This is a genomic window from Arthrobacter sp. zg-Y769, assembly GCF_020907405.1.
Taxonomy (GTDB): Bacteria; Actinomycetota; Actinomycetes; order Actinomycetales; family Micrococcaceae; genus Arthrobacter_B.
In genome coordinates this window covers 93313-116037 of sequence record NZ_JAJJOE010000011.1, presented here as the reverse complement: position 1 = coordinate 116037, position 22725 = coordinate 93313, and the positions used below count along the sequence as shown (strand labels likewise).

Genomic DNA, 22725 nt, shown 5'->3' with positions numbered 1-22725 from the left:
CCGTGAGCACCATCCGCTATCGGTGGCTGGCCGTCATCGGTCTCGCCGCCGGCCTTGTGGGGTGGGCCGCGAACTCCTTCCTGTCGCAAAACGGCTACCCCGCACCCGTGCTGAGCCCGGTGGCGCTGGTGGCCATCATCCTGGTGGCCGGTGCCACCCTCTTCCTCGGACTGCGGGTGCGCAGCTGGCGCAACGGCCGGCGGGACCGGGAGCTGGACCCCATTGCCGCCGCCCGCACGGTTGTCCTGGCGCAGGCACTTGCCTACGCCGGTGCCCTGCTGCTCGGCTGGCATGCCGCCATCTTCCTCACCCAGCTGCCCCTGTGGTCGCTGCGGCCGGGGCACGCGGGCACGTGGGCATCCCTGGCCGTCAGCGCAGGGGGAATCCTGATGATCGCCACGGGGCTTACCGTGGAGCGGTTCTGTAAACTGCCCCCCGTTGACAAGGACGGGAACGGCAGCGGCTCCGCGGACGGCGCGGGGGAGGGCGGAGAATATGCCTAGTGAGGCAATTGACCCGGCAACGGTGCAATGGCAGCACGTCTCCCCGAAGTATCTGCGGCTGCGGCTGCTGAGCTGGGGCCTTGAAACGGTGATCACGCTGCTGGTGACCGGCCTTCCGCTGGTACTGCGCCTCACTGGAATCTGGCCCGGGTATCCGGCGTGGCTGGCCTGGGGGCTGCCGATCTTCTTTGCCGCGACCCTGCTGTGGCGCGGGCTCCTGCTTCCACGGCAGGTCCGGGCCATCGGTTATGCCGAGCGCAATGAGGACCTGCTGCTTCGCCGGGGCATCTTCTTCCAGCGCACCCTGGTGGTTCCCTATGGCCGGATGCAGTACGTGGATGTAGCTGTGGGACCCCTGGAACGGGCCTTCGGGCTGTGCACCCTGAAACTCCACACCGCCGCCCCCGGTACCAATGCCGGCCTTGCCGGACTGCCGAGTGCCGAAGGCGCACGCCTGCGGGAGCATTTGTCCGCCCGCGGCGAAGCGCAGCTGGCCGGACTGTGAGCGCCGGCGCCACCCGGGGCCCGGGAGAGGAGCCGGAAGCCGCCGGCCCGGATCCGGCAGTAGGGACCGAACCCGAATGGAAACGGGTTCATCCGGTATCTCCGCTGGTCCGCGGCTGGATAGCACTGGCTGCCCTCGCCTATTTTGTCGGCAGGGACCAGGTGGAGTCGGGCTTTGCCGGCGGCGGCATGGACCTCCCGGCTGGTTCCGCACTCTTCTGGACCCTCCTGGCTTTGGGGGTTGCCCTGGTGGTTATTGCCGGCGCCTTCTTCCTGTCCTGGTGGTTTACCCGTTATCAGCTCACCCACGACCACATCCGGGTGCATTCGGGCGTGGTTGTACGCCGGCAGCGCCAGGCCCGGCTGGACCGGGTGCAGGCCATCGATATAGTCCAACCCCTGCTTGCCAGGATTTTCGGGCTGGCGGAACTGCGCTTCGAAGTGGCCGACGCCGGTGAGTCGGCGGTGCGCCTGGCGTTCCTCCGGCTCCGGGATGCACAGCAGCTACGCGCGCAGATCCTCGAGGACGCCTCCGGAGCCGAAGAAACGCACCCCGACGGCGACGGCGACGCCGGGGACGCGACAGTGCCGGGCGAACAGCAGGTGCTGGCACTGTCGGCCGGACGCGTGATCGCTTCCGTCCTGTTGTCCGGAACCACCGTCCTCCTGGTGCTGGCAGTCGCCGGCGTTATTGCCCTGACGGCGCTCACCGGCGAGGCCGCCTCCATCGCCGCCATGGTGCCGATCATCTTTGGATTCGGCAGTGCGTACTGGAACCTGTTCAGTTCCGGCTTCAACTTCCGTGCCTCCGTGTCGCGGGAGGGGATCCGGCTCCGCTCCGGGCTGCTGGACACCCGCGCCTCCACCGTTCCGCCGGGTCGGATCCAGGCCCTGGCCGTCCGGCAGCCACCCCTGTGGCGGATTCCAGGGTGGTATTCGATTTCCGTGAACGTTGCCGGATACGGCGCCGGCACCGACGGCGCGTCAACCGCACGCACCCGGCTGCTGCCCGCCGGAACCTCCGAGGAGGTCCTGCGCATGCTGGCCCTGGTCCTTCCCGACCCCGGAACCGGGGACCCCGTGGAGGTGTTTGCCGCCGGTATCAGCGGGACCGGCCCGGCAGCGGGTTTCACTGTCTCGCCCCGGCGTGCACGCTGGCTTTCCCCGCTTTCCCGGCGGCGGAACGGCTACCTGGTCACGGAAACCGCTCTCCTGTCCCGGCATGGCTTCCTCTGGCGGTCGCTGCAGGTGGTTCCGCACAGCAGGACCCAGTCCCTCGCCCTGGAACAGGGGCCGGTTGCGCGCCGGCTGCGCCTGGCGGACCTGGTCCTGCACTCCACACCCGGACCGGTTTCCCCGCGAGTGGTGGAAATCGATGCGGACACCGCACGGCAACTGCTCCACGAGCAGGCGCTGCGTGCCCGGACCGCCCGCCGCCGTGACCTCCCGGAACAGTGGCTGCGCGGGTCCGGCCCGTCCCTGGCCAAGTCCCCGCCCGCCGGCACGGCGCCGGTTCCGCCGTCGCCCACCCCAGTTGCCCCACCCTCCACCCCTGTTTCCCCGCCACCCACGCCTGTTTCCCCACCCTCCGCCCCAGTTGCCCCACCACCCGTCTCCAAGGAGGAGCCTCCCCATGAACACCGCTGATTCAGCCAGCGTCGAAGACCGCAGGCGCCGCGGCCGGCTGGGCGTCGGCGTTATCGGTGCGGGCCGGGTCGGCGCCGTCCTTGGCGCTGCCCTGCGCGCAGCCGAGCACGCCGTCGTCGGCGTGTCCGCGGTGTCCGATGCCAGCCGGGAACGGGCCGAAAACCTCCTTCCCGGAGTGCCGATCCTTGAGATCCCGGACATTGTGGAACGCTCCGAACTGGTCCTGTTGGCAGTTCCGGACGACGCCCTGGGCCCGCTGGTGTCCGGACTGGCGAAAACCGGTGCCTGGCAGGCCGGCCAGCTTGTGGCCCACACGTCCGGCCGGTTCGGCACCGAGATCCTTGCCCCGGCCCGGGCTGCCGGTGCCATCCCGCTGGCCCTGCATCCGGCCATGACCTTCACCGGCATGAGCCTGGACCTGACCCGCCTGGCTGACTGCTCGTTCGGCATCAGCGCCCCTGCCGCCGTCCTGCCGATCGCCCAGGCGCTGGTGGTGGAGATGGGTGCCGAACCGGTGGTCATCGACGACGCGGACCGCGAGCTCTACCACGCAGCCCTCGCCCATGCCTCCAACCATCTGGTCACCCTCGCCGCCCAGTCCACGCAGCTGCTGGCCGGCCTCGGAGTCGAATACCCGGACCGGCTGCTGGGCCCGCTGATGCGGGCGTCGCTGGAAAACGCGCTGGCCTCCGGCGAAGGCGCCCTCACCGGTCCGGTGGCCCGCGGCGACGTCGGTACCGTGTCCGCGCATACCCGTGCCCTTGCCTCGGCAGGTACGGAAGACCTCCGCGCCGCCTATGCCGCACTCTCTGCCGCCACAGCCTCCCGGGCCGTTGACCGCGGACTGCTTACCCCGCAGCAGGGCGAAGCCATCCTGGCCGCCCTCCGGGACCCGCAGGATCCCTGAAAAACCTAAAAACCGAAGAACCGAAAAAACAGAAGGACAGCGTTGAACACCCCCCGCCTCGTCACCACTGCCGCCGAACTCCGCACCGCCACGGAAGAGCTGCTCGAAAAAGCCGCTGCCGCGAACCCCTCCCGCCCGCCCTCCCTCGCGTTGGTTCCCACCATGGGGGCCCTGCACGAAGGTCACGGCGCCCTGATGGGCGCCGCCCGGGCGGACAACGACGTCGTGACTGCGTCCGTGTTCGTCAATCCCCTCCAGTTCGATGATCCCGCGGACCTGGAGCGGTACCCCCGCACCCTCGACGCGGACCTGGAGCTCCTGGGCCGGGCCGGCGTGGACCTGGTTTTCGCCCCGTCCGAGGAGGAAATGTACCCCGGCGGCGCTCCGCTGGTGCGCCTGAGTGCCGGCACCATGGGCACCCGGTGGGAGGGCGCCGTCCGGCCGGGCCATTTCGATGGCGTACTCACTGTGGTGGCCAAGCTTTTCCACCTCGCGGCCCCGCCGGTTCCGGCACGTTTCCGGGCCTACTTCGGCCAGAAGGACGCGCAGCAGCTGGCCCTGATCCGGCGGATGGTGTCGGACCTGAACTTCGACGTGGAGGTCACCGGTGTGCCGATTGTCCGGGCCGCCGACGGACTCGCCGAGTCGAGCCGGAACCGTTTCCTGGACGCCGGCCAGCGGCAGGCAGCGCTCGTGCTGTCCCGGGCGCTGAACCTGCTGAAGGAACGCTCTGCAGCGGGCAGGCCGCTGGACCCCGCCTCCGCCGTCGAACTCGTCGCGTCGCAGCCCGGCGTGGAACTGGATTATTTCGAGGTGGTGGATCCGCAGACCCTTGAGCCGCTTCCCGGCGCCGCCGCCGAGCCGCTGGCAGGGACCGCGCTGGCACTGCTGGCCGCACGGGTTGGTCCGGTCCGCCTGATCGACAACACCCTGCTGCCCTAGCGAAAGTACCTGTACTCCGTGCGCCCCACCCGGAGGGCGTACGGAGCGCAGGAACCGGGAGCGGCGCTTTGCTCTGTAAACTTAATAACCGTGACCACATCTAACCCCGTTCCCGAAGCCGCAGACACCTCCGAACAAATGCGCATCCGTGCCGAGAAGCGTGCGCGGCTGATTGACCGCGGGGACGAGGCCTACCCGGTAGGGGTGGAACGCACCGCCTCGCTGAAGGAAGTCCGCGAAAAATTCGGCCACCTGCAGGCCGACGAAGCCAGCGGGGAAACCGTGGGCGTTACCGGCCGTGTGGTCTTCATCCGCAACACCGGAAAGCTCTGCTTCGCCACCCTGCAGGAAGGCAACGGAACCAGGCTGCAGGCCATGCTCAGCCTCGCCGTCGTCGGCGAGGAATCCCTCGCGGACTGGAAGTCCCTGGTGGACCTGGGCGACATTGTCTTCATCCGCGGCGAGGTCATCTCCTCCCGCCGCGGCGAGCTCTCGGTGATGGCGCAGTCCTGGTCCATGGCGTCCAAGGCCCTGCGGCCGCTGCCGGTGCTGCACGCCGGACTGAGCGAGGAAACCCGCGTCCGCCAGCGCTACGTGGACCTGATGGTGCGCGACGAAGCGCGCGACATGGTTTACAAGCGGGCCGCAGTCATCCGCGGGGTGCGTGACACCCTCCACGGCCACGGCTATGTGGAGGTGGAAACCCCCATGCTGCAGCTGGTGCACGGCGGTGCCGCGGCACGGCCGTTCGAAACGCACCTGAACGCCTTCGACCAGAAGATGACACTGCGCATCGCCACCGAGCTGTACCTTAAGCGGGCGGTAGTCGGCGGGATCGAGCGGGTGTTCGAGATCGGACGCATTTTCCGCAACGAAGGCGTGGACTCCACGCATTCCCCCGAATTCACCACGCTGGAATGCTATGAGGCCTACGCGGACCAGTTCGTGATGGCCGAGCGGATGAAGGAAATCATCCTGCACTGCGCTGACCTCATGGGCAGCCGAAAGATTGAAACCGCGGCCGGCACCATTGACCTCGACGGCGAGTGGCGCTGGCTAAGCGTGTATCCGGGCCTGTCCGAAGCGGTGGGCACGGAGATCACCCCCGATACCGACGCCGCAGCACTGAGGGACATTGCAGAAAAGCACGGCGTGAAAGTGGATCCGAAGTGGGACGCGGAAAAGCTGGTTATTGAACTGTTCGGCGAGATTGTGGAGCCGACGCTGCTGCAGCCGACCTTCGTCTACGACTACCCGCCGTCGGCACAGCCGCTGGCCCGCCCCAACCGCGAGGACCCCCGCCTGATCGAGGCCTGGGACCTCATTATCGGCGGCATGGAACGCGGCACGGCCTTCTCGGAACTAATTGACCCGGTTATCCAGCGCGAACGCCTCACGGAGCAGTCCCTGCTGGCGGCGGGCGGCGATGACGAAGCCATGGCCCTGGATGAGGACTTCCTGCGGGCGTTGGAATACGGCGCTCCTCCCATGGGCGGCATTGGCCTGGGAATTGACCGCCTTGTGATGCTTTTCACGAATACAGGAATCAGGGAAACAATTCTGTTTCCCCTCCTAAAGCCGGAAATGGGTTAGCCATGGAATATGTAGAAGTTCTCCTGCCTTCAGTTTGTGTTGCAGCTCTCTTTTATTTCGTGATGAGGGCACTGCTTAACTCAGACCGGTCGGAGCGGCAGGCGCTTGCGGAGGCGGAACGGGAAGCTGACCAGAGTGTAGCCCATGAAGCTTTGAAGAAACCGAGTGAAGAAGAGAATAAATAGCCAAGTACTTTGACGGGGCTTTACTAATTGCGTCATACTCTAAGTGGTCTCATAATTAGTCTTCCCATATTTAGCTGCTTAGGAGCCTGTCATGGCGCAAAAAGTAAAAATCATTCTCGTGGATGACGTCGACGGCGGAAGTGCCGATGAGACCGTACGGTTTGCCCTGGACGGGTCACAGTACGAGATTGATCTGTCGAAAGACAATGCGAAAACTCTCCGCGATGCACTGAAGCCCTATGTCGATGCCGGCCGCAAGGTTGGCGGCCGTACCGGCCGTCCGCGCAGCACCGGATCCGCACGTAGCAATGAAGCGGCACAGATCCGCGAATGGGCCCGTAAGAACGGCTACACCGTTTCCGAGCGCGGCCGTGTCAACAGCGAGATCATCGACGCCTACCGGGCAGCGCAGGGCTAGGCATACCGCTTAGGTCTCACGCCCATGGCGAACAAGCTCCTATTGCACCCCTGGGGCACGTAGCATCGAATTACGCGTTAGCTAGGAGTGTGCCTCATGTTTGAAAGATTTACCGACCGTGCCCGTCGCGTTGTCGTGCTTGCCCAAGAAGAGGCCCGCATGCTCAACCACAACTACATCGGCACCGAGCATATTTTGCTTGGGCTCATTCATGAGGGTGAAGGTGTCGCTGCTAAGGCCCTTGAATCCCTGGGCATCTCGCTTGGTGCTGTCCGCGAGCAGGTGCAGGAGATCATCGGTCAGGGCCAGCAGGCCCCGACCGGCCACATCCCCTTCACCCCGCGGGCCAAGAAGGTGCTGGAGCTCTCGCTCCGTGAAGCCCTGCAGCTCGGCCACAATTACATCGGCACCGAACACATCCTGCTCGGCCTGATCCGTGAAGGTGAAGGCGTGGCCGCGCAGGTGCTGGTCAAGCTTGGTGCTGACCTGAACCGCGTCCGCCAGCAGGTCATCCAGCTGCTTTCCGGCTACCAGGGCAAGGAGCCCGTCTCCACCGGTGGCCAGCAGCAGGAAGGCCAGCCCGCCGGATCCGTGGTGCTGGACCAGTTCGGCCGCAACCTCACACAGGCCGCGCGTGAATCCAAGCTCGACCCGGTCATCGGGCGCGAGCATGAAATGGAACGCGTGATGCAGGTGCTTTCACGCAGGACCAAGAACAACCCTGTCCTGATCGGCGAGCCCGGCGTCGGCAAGACCGCCGTCGTCGAGGGCCTGGCCCAGGCGATCGTGCGGGGCGACGTGCCCGAGACCCTCAAGGACAAGCAGCTGTACACCTTGGACCTTGGTTCACTGGTTGCCGGTTCGCGGTACCGCGGTGACTTTGAGGAACGCCTGAAGAAGGTCCTCAAGGAAATCCGCACCCGCGGCGACATCATCCTGTTCATTGACGAGATCCACACCCTTGTGGGTGCGGGTGCCGCCGAGGGCGCTATTGATGCCGCGTCGATCCTGAAGCCGATGCTGGCCCGGGGCGAGCTGCAGACCATCGGCGCCACCACGCTGGACGAGTACCGCAAGCACATCGAGAAGGATGCCGCGCTGGAGCGCCGCTTCCAGCCGATCCAGGTTGCCGAGCCCTCGGTGGCGCACGCCATCGAGATCCTCAAGGGCCTGCGTGACCGCTACGAAGCGCACCACCGCGTATCCATCACCGATGCCGCACTGGCTTCCGCAGCAACGCTGGCCGAGCGGTACATCAGTGACCGGTTCCTTCCGGACAAGGCAATCGACCTGATTGACGAGGCCGGCGCCCGCCTGCGGATCCGCCGGATGACGGCTCCGCCGGAGCTGAAGGAAATCGACGAGCGGATCTCGGCGCTGAAGATGGAGAAGGAGTCGGCAATCGACTCCCAGGACTTCGAAGGTGCCGCGTCGCTGCGCGACAAGGAGCAGAAGCTCCAGGACCAGCGCGCAGAGAAGGAACGCCAGTGGAAGTCCGGCGGCCTGGATGACATTGCCGAGGTGGATGAGGAACTCATCGCCGAGGTGCTTGCCAACTCCACCGGCATCCCCGTGGTCAAGCTGAACGAGGAAGAGTCCACCCGCCTGCTGCGGATGGAAGACGAACTGCACAAGCGGGTCATCGGCCAGGACCAGGCCATCAAGTCCATCTCGCAGGCCATGCGCCGTACGCGGGCCGGGCTGAAGGACCCCAAGCGTCCGGGCGGCTCGTTTATCTTCGCCGGTCCCACCGGTGTCGGTAAGACCGAGCTGGCCAAGGCCCTTGCCGAGTTCCTGTTCGGTGACGAAGACGCCCTCATCACCCTGGATATGTCCGAATACGCCGAGAAGCACACGGTCTCGCGCCTGTTCGGTGCCCCTCCCGGATACGTGGGTTACGAAGAGGGCGGGCAGCTGACCGAGAAGGTCCGCCGCCGTCCGTTCTCCGTGGTGCTGTTCGACGAAGTGGAGAAGGCCCACTCGGACCTCTTCAACTCGCTGCTGCAGATCCTGGAAGACGGCCGCCTGACCGACGCCCAGGGCCGGATGGTGGACTTCAAGAACACCATCATCATCATGACGACCAACCTTGGTACCAAGGACATCTCCAAGGGCGTTATGACCGGCTTCCAGTCCGGCACGGACACCAAGACCGGTTACGACCGGATGCGGGCACGGGTCACGGAGGAGCTGCGCCAGCACTTCCGCCCCGAGTTCCTCAACCGTGTTGATGACACCGTGGTCTTCCCGCAGCTGACCCAGGAAGAGATCGTCCAGATTGTGGACCTCTTCCTGAACCGCCTGGGCCAGCGCCTGGCCGAGAAGGGCATGAGCATCGAGCTCACCCCGGCCGCCAAGGTGCTGCTGGCAACGCGCGGCTACGATCCCGCAATGGGTGCCCGGCCGCTGCGCCGGACCATCCAGCGCGAAATCGAGGACCAGCTGTCCGAGAAGATCCTCTTCGGCGAGCTGAAGCCCGGCGAAGTCATCTCGGTGGATGTCGAGGGCGAAGGCGACGAAGCGAAGTTCACCTTCGTCGGCAGCGGCGTTCCGAAGGCCATTGAGGAAGCCGCCCCGGCAATCGAAGCCGGCGTCAGCGAGTAACATCGTCTGGCAACCAAGGCATGGGTAAAGGACCCGGCGGGCAGACAGCCCGCCGGGTCCTTTCGTATTCCGCCAGCCGTCCGGCGTCGAACGGGGCGGCGAAGTTTGGGCGCGGCAGCCCCGGCAGCCCTAGACTGGGCCGGTGACTTCCGTACCCGCCATCACCATCCGCCGAGCCCGTACCTCCGACGTTCCCGGCATCCGTGCCCTCGTTGCGCCCCTGGCCGAGGATCGGATCCTGGTGGCCAAGGAGGCAGTGGCCTACTACGAGGCGCTGCAGGAATTCCGGGTGGCGGAGGACGCCGACGGGAGAATTGTCGGCTGCGGGGCCCTGCACGTGATGTGGGAAGACCTGGCCGAGGTGCGCACGCTGGCCGCGGATCCGGCCCTGCGCGGCAGCGGAATCGGCCACCGCCTGCTGGAGCAGCTTCTCGCGGACGCAGTGGAAATCGGCGTCACCCGTGTTTTCTGCCTGACCTTCGAAGTGGACTTCTTCCGGCGGCACGGGTTCGACGTGATGGCCAACCAGTCAGCCGTCGATCCGGAGGTCTACTCCGAGTTGCTGCGCTCCTCCGATGAGGGTGTCGCTGAATTCCTGGACCTCGCCCGGGTGAAACCCAACACCCTGGGGAATACCCGGATGATCCGCTCGTTCTAGGGCGGCGGCCGCCCCGCTGCGCGTTCGCAGAGAGAGGAACCGAGGGGACTCTGCTGGCCATTTCTCGATGAAGCTGGATAGGCTCAGGGTACTTAGCATCATCAACGGTCCCGCCGCAGCACAGCAGGGAGCAGCTGCGAACCAGCAGCAGTTCCGCGCTGCGACGGGCCACGATCAGAAAGCGGGTTCAGTAATGGGCGCAGATGACAAGATGCAGAACAAGGCAGAAAACCTCGGCGGCAAGGTCAAGGAAGGCGTAGGCAAGGCAACCGGCAACGAAAGCATGGAAGCCGAAGGCCACGGCGACCAGGCCAAGTCGAGCCTGAAGGACGCCGGAGAAAACGTCAAGGACGCTTTCAAGGGCAAGTAAAAGCTTTTTTCCAAAAGCGGGAGGGGTACGCCCCTCCCGCTTTTGTGTGCCCGGACGGTTTTTGCGCGGCCAAAGCGATGCCGGTGCGCGATGCACGCGAACCCCCTGTTGAACTGCTTCCCGCGCGGGTAGGGTCGTTGGGGGAGAGGGAGCCTTGGCGTGCCCGCGGGGCTCAGGAGCCGTTCGCAAAGGAGCCCAGCGCCATGAAGAAACTCATCAACAATCCCCGTTCGGTGGTAGCCGAATCACTCGAAGGCTTCGGGATGGCCCACCACGACCTGGTCCAGATCCATTTGGACCCGGATTATGTGCTCCGGCGGGACGTTCCGGTGCAGGGCAAGGTGGGCCTCGTTTCGGGCGGCGGCAGCGGACACGAACCCCTGCACAGCGGTTATGTGGGGCGGGGCATGCTGACCGCAGCCGTTCCCGGTGCCGTGTTCACTTCCCCCACTCCGGACCAGATCCTGCCGGCGATCGTGAAGAGCGATTCGGGTTCCGGCGTGCTGCTCGTGGTGAAGAACTACACCGGCGACGTCCTGAACTTCGAGACCGCTGCCGAACTTGCGGGTGTCGAAGGCATCGACATCCGCACAGTAGTGGTGAACGACGACGTCGCGGTGGAAGACTCGACGTACACGGCGGGCCGCCGCGGGGTGGCCGGCACCGTGCTGCTGGAGCGGATTGCCGGGGGCGCCGCGGACCGCGGGGACGATCTCGGCAAGGTGGCGGAAATCGCCGAGAGGGTGAACGCGAATGTCCGTTCGATGGGTGTTGCCCTCGCACCCTGCACGGTGCCGCACGCCGGCGAGCCGAGCTTCACCCTGGCCGAAGACGAGATCGAAATGGGTGTGGGGATCCACGGAGAGCCCGGCCGGCACCGGGTGGCAATGACCACTGCGGATTCCATTACGGACCAGCTGATGGAACCGGTGCTGAGCGACCTCGGGGTCGCCTCCGGCGATAGGGTGCTGCTCTTCGTCAACGGGATGGGAGGCACCCCGCTGAGCGAGCTGTACATCGTGTACCGCCGGGCGGCGCAGATCCTCGAAGGGCGCGGTGCCACGGTGGAACGCTCACTGGTGGGCAACTACATCACCGCCCTGGAGATGGAGGGAGCGTCCGTGACGGTTCTCCGGCTGGACGATGAACTTACGGACCTGTGGGACTCGCCGGTGAACACCCCGGCCCTGCGGTGGGGAGTGTAGGGATGGAACTGGATGCAGCCTGGGCGGATAAGTGGATGCGCCTTAGCGCCACTGCGCTGAATGAGAACCGGCAGCGGCTGACCACTTTGGACCGGGAAATCGGCGACGCCGACCACGGTGAGAATATGGAGCGCGGATTCAGTGCGGTCGTGGAGAAACTGGATGCCGACGGCGTGCCGGAGACTCCCGGAGCGGTGTTTAAGACGGTTGCCATGACCCTTATGTCAAAGGTCGGCGGCGCCGCCGGTCCGTTGTACGGGACAGCCTTCCTGCGGGCCTCCACCGCGGCGGGCAGCGCATCCGTCCTCGATCCGGCCGGGCTGGTGGCGGTCCTGACGGCCGCCCGGGACGGAATAGTAGCCCGCGGCAAGGCCGAGCCCGGTGACAAGACCATGATCGACGCCTGGACGCCCGCGGTGGATGCAGCCGTGACGGCGGAGGCCGCCGGCTCCGGTCCGGTGGAGATCCTCACGGCCGCCGCCAACGCTGCCGAGGCCGGACTGGCCGGTACCGAGCCGCTTGTCGCCCGCAAGGGCAGGGCCAGCTATCTGGGGGAACGCAGCGCCGGGCACCTGGATCCCGGGGCCGCGTCCACGGCCCTGATCCTGCACGCAGCGGTTTCGGCGGCGGAGACGGCAGCGTGAGCGTCGGCCTGGTAGTTGTTTCGCACAGCCGGAAGCTGGCCGAGGGTGTCTGCGAGCTCGCGGCCCAGATGGCTGCCGACGTCCGGATAGTTCCGGCGGGCGGCACCGACGACGACGGCATCGGCACCAGCCTGGAAAAAATCATGACCGGTATTAGCGCGACTGACTCCGGCGAGGGCACGGTCCTTCTGACGGACCTTGGATCGGCAGTGATGACGGCGGAATCAGCGCTGGAGTTCCTCGAACCGGAGCAGCAGCATCGGGTACTGATGGCCGATGCGCCTCTGGTGGAGGGCACGGTGGCAGCGGCAGTCGCGGCACAGACCGGGAAGAACGTTGCCGAGGTTACGGCGGCCGCGGAGTCGGCAGGGGCGTCCTACACCCCGGCAGGCACACAGCCCGACGACGGATCCGCCGGGCCGCCTGCCTCCGGGGCGTCCGCTGAAGACTCCGCCAGCGGTGCGTGGACGCTGGTAAACCCGATGGGACTGCACGCACGTCCGGCCTCGGTCGTGGCGCAGCTGCTGGCGGACCTGGACGCGGAGATCACCATCAACGGCGTGGACGGGAAATCGGTCATGATGCTGATGACGCTGGGCCTGCGGCCGGGCGAGACGCTCAGTGCCACCGCCACCGGACCCGATGCGGCCAGGGCCGTGGAGCTCCTGGCCGAGCAGGTGCGGAACGGGTTCGGGGAAATCTGATCCCGCCGGTCACAGCGGCAGCGACACTCCGCTGGCATTTTCCGACGCCAGCCGGTCAGCAATCAGGCCGGTCAGGGCGCGCTCCATCTGTTCCTGCACCGCCTGCAGGCGGTGCAGGGCCTCCAAGGGGTCCAGCTCGGCTGCCGGCCGCGGGGCGGCCAGATCCACCGGGGCGTGCAGGAGCAATTCCCGGCGGACCGGGCCTTCCGCGGAGCGCAGTACCGCCATCATGGCCCCGCGGACCTGGCGGTCGGTTCCGGCCCAGGCCTGGCCCTTTGCCGTGTAATGCGGTTCCGGCCTCCCCTCGGCCACCCAGGCACAGCGGTCAAGTATCGGACACTCTGCGCACCGGGGGCTGCGGGCGGTGCACACCACTGCGCCGAGCTCCATGACTGAGGCATTCCAGGCTACGGAGTCGCCGGCGTCGGCGGGCAGCAGGGAGGCTGCGAGCCGCATTTCGGCTGCGGTCAGGGAAGGTGAGGGCAGGGCGTTGCCGGTCACCGCGCGCGCGTGTACCCGGCGGATATTCGTGTCCACCACTGTTTCCCGCCGCCCGAAGGCAAACGCAGCCACGGCGGCGGCGGTGTAGTCGCCCACTCCCGGCAACCGCAGCAGTTCCGGGTAGGTGGAGGGCACTTCACCGCCGAAGTCCTCGACAATGGCCTTCGCGGCGGCGTGCAGCCGCAGCGCCCGGCGGGGATAGCCGAGCCTGCCCCAGGCCCGGACGGCTTCCCCGCTGGGCTCCGAAGCCAGCCCGGCCGGCGTCGGCCACCGCTGCAGCCACGAAACCCAGACGGGCAGGACGCGGACCACCGGGGTCTGCTGGAGCATGATTTCGCTGACCAATACGCCCCAGGGCGTGCAGCCGGAGTCCCGCCAGGGCAGCTCGCGGGCATTGCCGGCGAACCACTCGGGGATACGGCGGTGCAGTTCTACCGCCTGTGAATTCATGCTGCACTCCCTTGCGTATGACCAGCAATACTCTACTAACCGGCGTGGTGTGGCCGTAATCGAGGTGCTGGTCCCTAGCCTTGAACCATGGATGGGATGGGAACACAACAGCCGGCCGGAAACAGCCCCCGCCCGCGCCGCCCAAGCCCCGCCGTCTATCGTCGTCGGCGGCTGGTTGCCGGGCTCCTCGCGGTGCTGCTCCTTGTGGGACTCGGCTTCGCAGTGGCCCTTGTGGTTGGCGCTTTGACTCCGGAAAAACAGACAGTGGCCGACGCCACCGTCCCGGCTCCGACCCTCACCGCCCCGGCTGCCACGCCCGCCGCAGCCGGTGCCAAAACGCCGGCCGCACCGAAACCGGCGGCAACTCCGTCGGACGCCGCCTGCCCGGCAGACTCCGTTTCGGTTACTGCCGCCACCGATGCCCAGGTCTACCCGGCAGGCGCGGCACCAATCCTGACGCTCACCGTCACCAACACCGGGAAATCTGCCTGCGAAATCAACGTGGGCACTTCCCAGATGGAATTCTCGGTAGCCAGCGGCTCGGACCGGATCTTCTCTTCGACCGACTGCCAGGACGGCGGCGAGGACTACCTCAAGAAGGTGGAGCCGGGCGCATCGGAGACGGCAAACTTCACGTGGAACCGGAACCGGTCGGCACCGGGCTGCGCTGCCGTGTCTTCCAACCCGAACCCGGGCTACTACGTGTTCACTGCCAGGCTAGGCGAAGCCAGCAGCGAAACTGCCGTTTTCGAACTGGAGTAAGGCTACATAAACCGGTCGAGGAGGCTGGTCTCCGCGATCCGGGAGAGGCCTTCGCGGACGGTGCGGGCGCGCTGCTCGCCAATGCCGTCCACGGTCATCAGATCATCGATGTTCGCCGCCATCAGGTTCTGCAGGCCGCCGAAGTGGTCCACCAGCCGGTTGGACACCGCCGGGGGAACGGACTTGATGTTGCTCAGGAGCCGGTAACCCCGCGGCTGCACCACGGCTTCCAGGGAGTCCTGCCCCGGCTGGAAGCCCACTACCGAGGCGATCTTGCCGAGGTCCACCATTTCGGACGAACTCATGTTCTGCAGCGTGGAGATCTGCTCCTCGATCTTGCGCTTTCCGTCATTCAGGTCGGCGTAGTCCCGCAGGATCATTTCGCTTCCCGGCCCAAGGCCGGTGGTCAGTTCCTCCAGCTGGAGGGACAGCAGGCGGCCGTCGACGCCGAGTTCGAGGACGTACTGCGAGATTTCCTCGGAAATCCGGCGGACCATTTCCTGGCGCTGCAGCGTGACCGCTACGTCGCGGACCGTCACCATCGCCTCGATTTCCAGGGCGGAGAGTGAATTCGTGACCTGGTCCAGCCGGGCACGGTAGCGCTCGAGGGTCGCCAAGGCCTGGTTGGCACGTGCCAGCACCGGCTCGGATCCTTCGAGGACATGGCGGAGACCGCCTACGTAGAGCTGGATGATCCGCATTGACTGGCTGACCGAGATGACGGGGAAGCCGGTCTGGATGGCCACGCGTTCGGCGGTACGGTGCCGGGTGCCGGATTCGTGGGTTTCGATGGTGTGGTCCGGGACCAGCTGCACCGCCGCCCGGAGGATGTTGCTGGCGTCGCGGTCGCAGACAATCGCGCCGTCCATTTTCGCCAGCTCCCGCAGCCGGGTGGGGGAGAAGTCAATGCCGATATCGAACCCGCCGGAACAGATGCTGTCCACCGCGCGGTCAAAGCCGAGAACGATCAGGGCGCCGGTACGACCCCGCAGGATGCGCTCGAGTCCGTCGCGGAGCTCGGTCCCGGGTGCTACCCGCGCCAGGGTTGCTTTCAGCGCGTCTTCGGGACTGCGGGCCATGGTCACTTCCTTCCGGCCCGGGGGCCTGGACGATCTGGGCTAAGGCTTGCCCGTCCCTATACTAGTGGGGAATCCCGGTACGCTATCCAACTCGTGAACCACGGCACGTCACCGCCCGGGCCCCGCAGGTAAGCCTCCGCCGGCACCCAGTGACTACGCTCACCGGCTGTTTCCCGGGATCTTCGGAAACGGCCGCGCTAGAAGAGCAGTTCCAGCGCCTCGGCCAGGGTGGAGACCTCCCGGACCTTGAAACCGGACGGGACGTTCCCCGGTCCGTTGGGGGAGGCCGGCACGACGGCGTGGGTGAAGCCCAGCCGTTCGGCCTCGTTGATGCGCCGGGCGATACCGGGTACCGGACGCACCTCCCCGGCCAGTCCAACCTCCCCGAAGGCAATGAGCTGGGCCGGCAGGGGCTTGTTCATCTTCGCCGACGCGACAGCCAGCGCCACCGCAAGGTCCGTGGCCGGCTCGCCCAGTTTCACGCCGCCCACGGTGGAGACATAGCTGTCATCCTTGGCCAGGCTCATGGAGGCACGCTGCTGCAGGACGGCGAGCAGCATGGCCACCCGGGAGGCATCAACTCCGCTGGTGGCGCGGCGGGCCTGGGCATTGCCGGTTTCGGCGACCAGGGACTGCACCTCGGCCACCAACGGTCGCTTGCCCTCCAGCGTCACGGTAATGCAGGTGCCCGAAACCGGGTCCTTGGTCCGTGAAACGAACAACCCGCTGGGATCGGCAAGCCCTTCGATGCCGTCTTCGGTCAGATCGAAGCACCCCACCTCGTCCGTGGGTCCGTAGCGGTTCTTCACCGCACGCAGCAGCCGCAGCCGCGAGTGCCTGTCGCCGTCGAACTGGCAGACCACGTCCACCAGGTGCTCGAGCAGCCGGGGACCGGCGATGGAGCCGTCCTTGGTGACGTGGCCAACCAGCAGGGTGGTCATGTTCCGGGTCTTCGCGGCGTTGATCAGGGATGCCGCCACCTCGCGGACCTGGCTGACGCCGCCGGCGCTGCCGTCCACGGCGGTACTGCTCAGGGTCTGGACGGAGTCAACGATGAGCAGCCCGGGGGAGACCTGTTCCACCTGGCCCAGGGCCTGGCTGAGGTCCGTTTCCGCACTGAGATACAGGTTCTCCGACACGGCTCCGATGCGCTCGGCGCGCAGTTTCACCTGCGCCGTCGATTCCTCTCCGGTGACGTACAGGACGTCGCGGCCCAGGCCGGCGACACGGGCGGCCACGTCCAGCAGCAGGGTGGACTTGCCCACGCCGGGCTCCCCGGCGAGCAGGATCACCGCACCCGGCACCAGGCCTCCACCCAGGACGCGGTCCAGTTCGCCTACACCGGTGGCCTGGTAGGCGGCAGTGGTGGCGTCTACCTCGCCGATCCGCAGCGCCGGGCGGGCAACCACGGCGGCGGCGGTGGTCCGGGCCAGGACTTCGCCGGACTCCTCCACCGTTCCCCAGGCCTGGCACTCGCCGCAGCGTCCAACCCATTTGGCCGTAGTCCAGCCGCATTCCGAGCAGCGGAAGTTGGCGGTCTTGGGCCGTGCAGTCTTTGTTGCCATGGAATCAGGCTATCCCGCGGCACTGACACTTTTTTCCGCAGGGCTCAGACCTCCGAGAGGTAGGTAACCGCCTCTTCGTGGGTGAGTCCGGTGGATTCCAGCAGGTCCACCACGAGGGGGCGGAAGAGCATGATGAGCGCGTCGCCCTGCAGGTCCGTGATGCCCAGTGATTTCGGATGCAGGCGGGTCCCCACGGCCGCCAGCTCGTTGCGGGCCTGGCGAAGGTGCCGGAGCCGGGCGTCCGGGCCCTCACCGCCGCCCAGCGCACGGGCCAGGACATCCACGGCATCGGCGGTCTCGTTCAGCACCTCCGACACGTTCTCGATGGCCTCGTCACCCAGCGATGCATGGTTAATGACCGACGTCGTCCGGCGGGCGAAGACCCGGCTGTTGCGGACCGCCAGGTCCAGGTAGCCGATGGAGCCGCGCAGATCCCCCAGTTCCGCCAGGTACCGCCGGTAGGCGGGCGAAATCCGGGCGACTTCCCGTGCGTCCCGGACGCTGCGGGCCAGGGTGTCCAGCTGGGGCTGTGTGTTGCGGGCCCGGACCAGGGCATGCCAGGCAATGGTGGAATCGCTCTTGGCGATGGCTTCGGAACACTGGCGCAGTACGGCAGACAGTTCGTGCAGGAGCTCGCGGATGTTGGACTTCGGTTCCCGGCGCGGATCCCGCGGCGCAAGCATGGTCACCACCAGGGCAAAAACACCGCCGACTATGGCGTCCACGCTGCGGGTGAAGACACCGCCGTCCGGGGCGGGCAGGAGCACCACCAGCAGGGACTGCAGTCCCAGCTGAGTGGTGAAAATGACGCCGCGGTCCAAAAAGCGGGCCAGCATCACGGAGAAAAAGAGGACGACGGCGGCCTGGGCCAGACCGTTGCCCAGAAGGGTGAGCAGGATTTCGCCGATGGTGATGCCAAGTGTGCAGCCGATTCCCACCTCCAGCACGCGGCGGGTCCGCGGTTCCCGGGAGAACCCCAGCGATATCAGGGCGGCCGTCGCGGCGAACAGCGGGCCCTCGTGTCCGAGCACGTACTCGGCGAAGGCGTACGCCCCGACGGCGCAGATGGTCATTTGCAAGGCCGGAACCACGGAATTGCGGCTGCGCTGCAGCCCTACGCGGGCCCGGTTCAGCAGGAAACCCCGGCTTTTGGCGAAGGAGCTGCGTTGGGGCATGAAACCAGTCTAGGGGGAGCCGGGGACAACCTGTATCCGGCGTTACATTCGGGCGGTAACGGATGTTCCGCGGCTGCCCGGCGGGCGTTAACTTTCCGTTCACCTTGGTTCGCCACCCTAGGACAGGAACGTGTTGGAGGTTCCACGTGCTCGACTGCTGTTTTTGCATTCAGCTTCCCGGCGCACCCGCGCCGAACAACCCCTTGAAAGGGATCCGATGGTGAAGGTTTCGAATTTCGGCCGCACTGCATCCGTTCTAACCGTTTCGGCTGCCGTTGCCCTGGGCCTCGCGGCCTGCGGCACCGACAGTGCGGCGCCGGTCCCGGCCGGTACCGGCGCGGAAAGCTCCGTCACCGGCACGCTTTCCGGCGCCGGTGCGTCCTCCCAGGACGCGGCCATGCAGGCCTGGATTGCGGGCTTCGGTGCCGCCAATCCGCAGGCATCCGTCCAGTATTCACCGGACGGGTCGGGTGCCGGCCGGGAAGCGCTGCTGGCCGGGGGTGTCCAGTTTGCCGGGTCCGATGCCTACCTTGATGAAGAGGAAACCGCTGCGGCCGTGGAGGTCTGCGGTCCCGACGGCGCCATCCACGTTCCCGCCTACATCTCGCCGATCGCGGTGGCCTTCAATCTTCCCGGCGTAACGGATCTGAACCTCGATGCGGCCACCATTGCAGCGATTTTCCGCGGCGAGGTCACCGCCTGGAATGACCCGGCCATCACCGGACAGAACGAAGCAGTGGAGTTGCCGGACACTGCCATCACGGCGGTGCACCGCGGCGACGAATCGGGCACCACCAAGAACTTCACCGAATACCTGGCCGAAGCAGCATCGGAAAAGTGGACGGATAAGGCGTCAGGTGAATGGCCGGCCGGACTGCCGAACGGGGAAAGCGCCTCCGGCACCGGCGGCGTCATTTCCACGGTGGCCTCCACCGAGGGCGGCATCACCTATGCCGATGCCTCCGCAGCCGGTTCCCTGGGCAAGGTCAGCGTCTTGGTGGGCGATACCTACGTCCCGTTCAGCGCCGACGCCGCCGCACTCGCCGTCGAATCCTCCACCGCTGTGACAGGGGAGGGTCGTCCGGAAGCGGATATGGCCATGGACCTGGACCGTGACACGGCAGAATCGGGTGCCTATCCCGTGGTGCTGGTGAGCTATCACGTGTTCTGCACCAGCTACGGGGACCAGCAGACCGTGGACCTGGTCCGTGCCTTCGGGAACTACGTAGTCAGCGACGAGGGCCAGGCTGCGGCGTCCGACGCCGCGGGCAGCGCGGCGCTCTCCGAGAGCCTCCGGAGCCGGGCCCAAGCGGCACTGGAAACCATCCGGGTGCGTTCGTAGCGCACCTATCCTGTCCTCCCCGGCTCTCTGCAGGGGAGGACAGGGTCCGCTCCAAGGCGGAGTACCTACACTGATAAAGAGTCTGCACCAACGCATTTCGAAGGGTTGAGCAGTGTCCAGCAAGTCCATAACGGGAGAAGGCGGCGCGGGCCGTGCCGGAGACAAGATCTTCTCCGGCATTACGGTGACAGCCGGCTGCCTGATCCTGTTCGTCCTGTTCTGCGTGGCGGTTTTCCTGATGTGGCAGGCGCTGCCCACGTTCATGGCCGATCCGGCGGATATCTCCGGCGGCGGCGGGTTCGGCCGGTACATCCTGCCGCTGGTCATCGGCACCGTCATTGCGGCACTTATCGCGCTGCTGATCGCCACACCGGTGGGAATCGGCGTCGCACTGTTTATCTCGCACTATGCCCCGCGGCGGCTCGCACAGGGACTGGGTTACCTGGTGGACCTGCTCGCGGCCATCCCGTCGGTGGTTTACGGCGCCTGGGGCATGACGGTGCTGGCCCCCGCGCTGGTGGGTCCGTACAACTGGCTGGCCGAAAACGCCGGGTGGATTCCGATTTTTGCCGGTCCCGCCAGCCAGACCGGCAAAACCATGCTCACGGCCGGAATCGTGCTTTCCGTAATGGTCCTGCCGATCATTACCTCCCTTACCCGGGAAATCTTCCTGCAGACGCCGAAGCTGCACGAGGAAGCGGCCCTGGCCATGGGCGCCACCCGCTGGGAAATGATCCGGATGGCCGTTTTCCCCTTCGCCCGTCCCGGCGTCATCAGTGCCGTCATGCTGGGCCTGGGACGTGCCCTGGGCGAAACGATGGCGGTGGCGCTGGTGCTTTCCTCCGGCGGCCTGATTGCCAGCCTGATCCGGCCGGGCAACCAGACCATCGCCGCCGAGATTGCCCTGAACTTCCCTGAAGCGTTCGGGCTCCGGCTCTCGGAACTGATCGCTGCAGGACTCGTGCTGTTCCTGATCACGCTGGCGGTCAACGTGGTTGCCCGTTGGATCATCAGCCGCCACAAAGAATTCTCGGGAGCCAACTGATGCTCGATACAACCTCCGCCCTCAGCCGTCCCGGGTCCCTGCTGACCAAGAACAGGCTGCCCCGCTATACGCCCTGGATCGTGCTGGCCGCTGCCTTGATCCTGGGTGCGGCGCTGTCCGCGCTCATCGGTTTCTCCGTCACGTCCTTCGCAATCTTCACCGCCGTGCTTTTCGTCCTCGGCGGCACGGTCGTCACCTGGATCGTGGAGGGCCGGCGGCATGCCGTGGACCGTCTCGCCACGAACCTGGTCTGCGGCGCGTTCCTGCTGGCGCTGCTGCCCCTGGTCTCGGTCATCTTTACCGTCCTGGTCCGCGGCCTGCCGGGTCTCAGCCCGGACTTCCTGCTGACCTCCATGGGCGGCATGACCGGTGCCGTGGACAACGCCACGACGGACAACGGGACGGCGGTGCTCGGCGGTGCCTACCACGGCATTGTCGGCACGCTGCTGATCACCTTCTGGGCCACGGTCATTTCCGTTCCGGTGGGCCTGCTGGCCGCCGTCTACCTGGTGGAATACAGCCGGGGCGGGACACTTTCGCGGGCCATCACGTTCTTTGTCGACGTAATGACCGGCATCCCCTCGATTGTGGCAGGCCTGTTTGCGGCGGCGTTTTTCGGACTCGTTTTCGGGCCGGGCACCCGCACCGGCTTCGTTGCCGCCGTCGCCCTGTCCGTCCTGATGATCCCGGTGGTGGTCCGCTCCACCGAGGAAATGCTCAAGATCGTCCCCAACGAACTCCGGGAGGCCTCCTACGCCCTGGGTGTGCGTAAGTGGCGGACCATCCTGAAGGTAGTGGTTCCCACCGCGATCTCCGGCATTGCCTCCGGCGTCACCCTGGCCATTGCGCGCGTGATCGGCGAGACCGCCCCGCTGCTGGTTACGGCCGGCTTCGTCAACACCATCAACTTCAACGCGTTTGCGGGCTGGATGAGCACGCTGCCCACCTTTATCTACCGGCAGCTGATGAGCCCGACTTCCCCCACCAACACTGACCCGAGTACCCAGCGGGCCTGGGCGGCCGCCCTGATCCTGATCGTCATGGTGATGCTGCTGAACCTCGGCGCCCGCCTGATTGCCCGGATCTTTGCACCCCGGACCTCCCGCTAGCCCTGCAACCGGTTTACCAAGAAGGAATCCATGTCCAAGCGCATCGATGTCAAAGACCTGAATGTCTATTACGGGAATTTCCTCGCCGTCCAGGACGTCAGCATCAATATTGAGCCCCGCTCCGTTACGGCCTTCATTGGCCCCTCGGGCTGCGGCAAGTCCACCTTCCTGCGTACCTTGAACCGGATGCACGAGGTGCTCCCCGGTGCCCGGGTGGAAGGCGAAGTGCTGCTGGACGGGGAGAACCTTTACGGCCCCGGCGTGGATCCGGTGACCGTCCGCAGCCACGTGGGCATGGTGTTCCAGCGGCCCAACCCGTTCCCCACCATGTCCATCCGGGACAACGTCCTGGCCGGCGTGAAGCTGAACAACAAGCGGATCTCCAAGTCCGACGCGGATGACCTGGTGGAAAGGTCCCTGACCGGCGCCAACCTCTGGAAAGAGGTCCGGGACCGCCTGGACAAGCCCGGCTCCGGACTCTCCGGCGGCCAGCAGCAGCGCCTGTGCATAGCCCGCGCCATAGCGGTGTCCCCGGAGGTAATCCTGATGGACGAGCCCTGCTCGGCCCTGGATCCCATTTCCACCCTGGCCATCGAGGACCTCATTGAGGAACTCAAGAGCGACTACACGGTGGTTATCGTTACGCACAACATGCAGCAGGCGGCGCGGGTGTCGGACAAGACGGCGTTCTTCAACATTGCCGGCACCGGCAAGCCCGGCCGACTGATCGAATACGCGGACACCCCGGTTATCTTCAGCAACCCCGCGGAACAGGCCACCGAAGACTACGTTTCCGGGCGTTTCGGGTAAGCG

General features: G+C 66.4%; 22 protein-coding genes. 18 read left to right on the top strand and 4 right to left on the bottom strand.

Annotation, left to right across the window (positions count from 1 at the left end):
- Nucleotides 1-2: 2 nt before the first annotated feature.
- From LOC60_RS11275 to dhaM, 13 genes are all read left to right on the top strand, one after another.
- Nucleotides 3-503: a DUF3180 domain-containing protein gene (locus LOC60_RS11275; protein WP_230025220.1), complete on the top strand. Its 501-nt coding sequence runs from the start codon at nt 3-5 to the stop codon at nt 501-503.
- Entirely contained in the window at nt 496-1008 is a 513-nt protein-coding gene (locus LOC60_RS11270; RefSeq protein WP_230025218.1) for a PH domain-containing protein, read from the top strand. Before LOC60_RS11275 ends, LOC60_RS11270 begins: the two co-directional genes overlap by 8 nt.
- Entirely contained in the window at nt 1005-2654 is a 1650-nt protein-coding gene (locus LOC60_RS11265; protein ID WP_230025216.1) for a PH domain-containing protein, read from the top strand. Before LOC60_RS11270 ends, LOC60_RS11265 begins: the two co-directional genes overlap by 4 nt.
- Complete coding sequence (locus tag LOC60_RS11260) at nt 2641-3561, top strand: Rossmann-like and DUF2520 domain-containing protein (protein WP_230025214.1); 921 nt, start codon at nt 2641-2643, stop codon at nt 3559-3561. The genes LOC60_RS11265 and LOC60_RS11260 overlap by 14 nt, the downstream gene beginning before the upstream one ends.
- Before the next feature lie 42 nt (nt 3562-3603).
- Nucleotides 3604-4503, top strand: a complete 900-nt coding sequence (gene panC / locus LOC60_RS11255; RefSeq protein ID WP_269440194.1) for a pantoate--beta-alanine ligase — start codon at nt 3604-3606, stop codon at nt 4501-4503.
- 138 nt (nt 4504-4641) lie between these two features.
- Nucleotides 4642-6096 (top strand): lysine--tRNA ligase, encoded by a 1455-nt coding sequence (lysS, locus tag LOC60_RS11250; RefSeq protein WP_230025591.1) that lies wholly within the window; start codon nt 4642-4644, stop codon nt 6094-6096.
- Nucleotides 6097-6372: 276 nt separating this feature from the next.
- A complete protein-coding gene (locus LOC60_RS11240) occupies nt 6373-6699 on the top strand; it encodes a histone-like nucleoid-structuring protein Lsr2 (protein WP_230025210.1) in 327 nt (108 codons plus the stop codon).
- Between the two features lie 96 nt (nt 6700-6795).
- Nucleotides 6796-9303, top strand: coding sequence for an ATP-dependent Clp protease ATP-binding subunit (locus tag LOC60_RS11235; protein WP_230025207.1), 2508 nt, complete (start codon nt 6796-6798; stop codon nt 9301-9303).
- 142 nt (nt 9304-9445) lie between these two features.
- Nucleotides 9446-9961, top strand: a complete 516-nt coding sequence (locus tag LOC60_RS11230; RefSeq protein ID WP_230025205.1) for an amino-acid N-acetyltransferase — start codon at nt 9446-9448, stop codon at nt 9959-9961.
- A 67-nt stretch (nt 9962-10028) separates the two neighbouring features.
- Entirely contained in the window at nt 10029-10331 is a 303-nt protein-coding gene (locus LOC60_RS16425) for a CsbD family protein (RefSeq protein WP_442860408.1), read from the top strand.
- Between the two features lie 203 nt (nt 10332-10534).
- Nucleotides 10535-11536 carry a dihydroxyacetone kinase subunit DhaK gene (gene dhaK, locus LOC60_RS11220; RefSeq protein ID WP_230025203.1) on the top strand — a complete coding sequence of 334 codons (1002 nt, stop codon included), beginning with the start codon at nt 10535-10537 and terminating at the stop codon, nt 11534-11536.
- A 2-nt stretch (nt 11537-11538) separates the two neighbouring features.
- Nucleotides 11539-12180: a dihydroxyacetone kinase subunit DhaL gene (gene dhaL, locus LOC60_RS11215; RefSeq protein ID WP_230025201.1), complete on the top strand. Its 642-nt coding sequence runs from the start codon at nt 11539-11541 to the stop codon at nt 12178-12180.
- Nucleotides 12177-12884 carry a dihydroxyacetone kinase phosphoryl donor subunit DhaM gene (dhaM, locus tag LOC60_RS11210; protein ID WP_230025199.1) on the top strand — a complete coding sequence of 236 codons (708 nt, stop codon included), beginning with the start codon at nt 12177-12179 and terminating at the stop codon, nt 12882-12884. The genes dhaL and dhaM overlap by 4 nt, the downstream gene beginning before the upstream one ends.
- Nucleotides 12885-12893: 9 nt before the next feature.
- On the opposite strand, the gene LOC60_RS11205 is transcribed toward dhaM, so the two are convergent.
- A complete protein-coding gene (locus LOC60_RS11205; protein WP_230025197.1) occupies nt 12894-13835 on the bottom strand; it encodes an A/G-specific adenine glycosylase in 942 nt (313 codons plus the stop codon).
- A 96-nt stretch (nt 13836-13931) separates the two neighbouring features.
- Here LOC60_RS11205 and LOC60_RS11200 point away from each other — a divergent pair, with 96 nt between their 5' ends.
- On the top strand, nt 13932-14597 hold the full coding sequence (locus tag LOC60_RS11200; RefSeq protein ID WP_230025195.1) for a hypothetical protein: 666 nt from the start codon (nt 13932-13934) through the stop codon (nt 14595-14597).
- A gap of 2 nt (nt 14598-14599) precedes the next feature.
- Here LOC60_RS11200 and disA read toward each other — a convergent pair whose 3' ends face one another.
- The 3 genes from disA to LOC60_RS11185 all read right to left on the bottom strand — a co-directional run bounded on the left by disA (nt 14600) and on the right by LOC60_RS11185 (nt 18416).
- Nucleotides 14600-15676, bottom strand: coding sequence for a DNA integrity scanning diadenylate cyclase DisA (gene disA, locus LOC60_RS11195; RefSeq protein ID WP_230025193.1), 1077 nt, complete (start codon nt 15674-15676; stop codon nt 14600-14602).
- Between the two features lie 197 nt (nt 15677-15873).
- Nucleotides 15874-17241, bottom strand: a complete 1368-nt coding sequence (gene radA, locus LOC60_RS11190) for a DNA repair protein RadA (RefSeq protein ID WP_227920644.1) — start codon at nt 17239-17241, stop codon at nt 15874-15876.
- 44 nt (nt 17242-17285) lie between these two features.
- Complete coding sequence (locus LOC60_RS11185; protein ID WP_229951406.1) at nt 17286-18416, bottom strand: FUSC family protein; 1131 nt, start codon at nt 18414-18416, stop codon at nt 17286-17288.
- 220 nt (nt 18417-18636) lie between these two features.
- Here LOC60_RS11185 and pstS point away from each other — a divergent pair, with 220 nt between their 5' ends.
- From pstS to pstB, 4 genes are all read left to right on the top strand, one after another.
- Nucleotides 18637-19758, top strand: coding sequence for a phosphate ABC transporter substrate-binding protein PstS (gene pstS / locus LOC60_RS11180; RefSeq protein WP_230025191.1), 1122 nt, complete (start codon nt 18637-18639; stop codon nt 19756-19758).
- Nucleotides 19759-19870: 112 nt separating this feature from the next.
- Nucleotides 19871-20803: a phosphate ABC transporter permease subunit PstC gene (pstC, locus tag LOC60_RS11175; protein WP_229951408.1), complete on the top strand. Its 933-nt coding sequence runs from the start codon at nt 19871-19873 to the stop codon at nt 20801-20803.
- Nucleotides 20803-21912, top strand: coding sequence for a phosphate ABC transporter permease PstA (gene pstA, locus LOC60_RS11170; protein WP_230025189.1), 1110 nt, complete (start codon nt 20803-20805; stop codon nt 21910-21912). Before pstC ends, pstA begins: the two co-directional genes overlap by 1 nt.
- 30 nt (nt 21913-21942) lie before the next feature.
- Nucleotides 21943-22722, top strand: coding sequence for a phosphate ABC transporter ATP-binding protein PstB (gene pstB / locus LOC60_RS11165; protein ID WP_230025187.1), 780 nt, complete (start codon nt 21943-21945; stop codon nt 22720-22722).
- Nucleotides 22723-22725 lie beyond the last annotated feature (3 nt).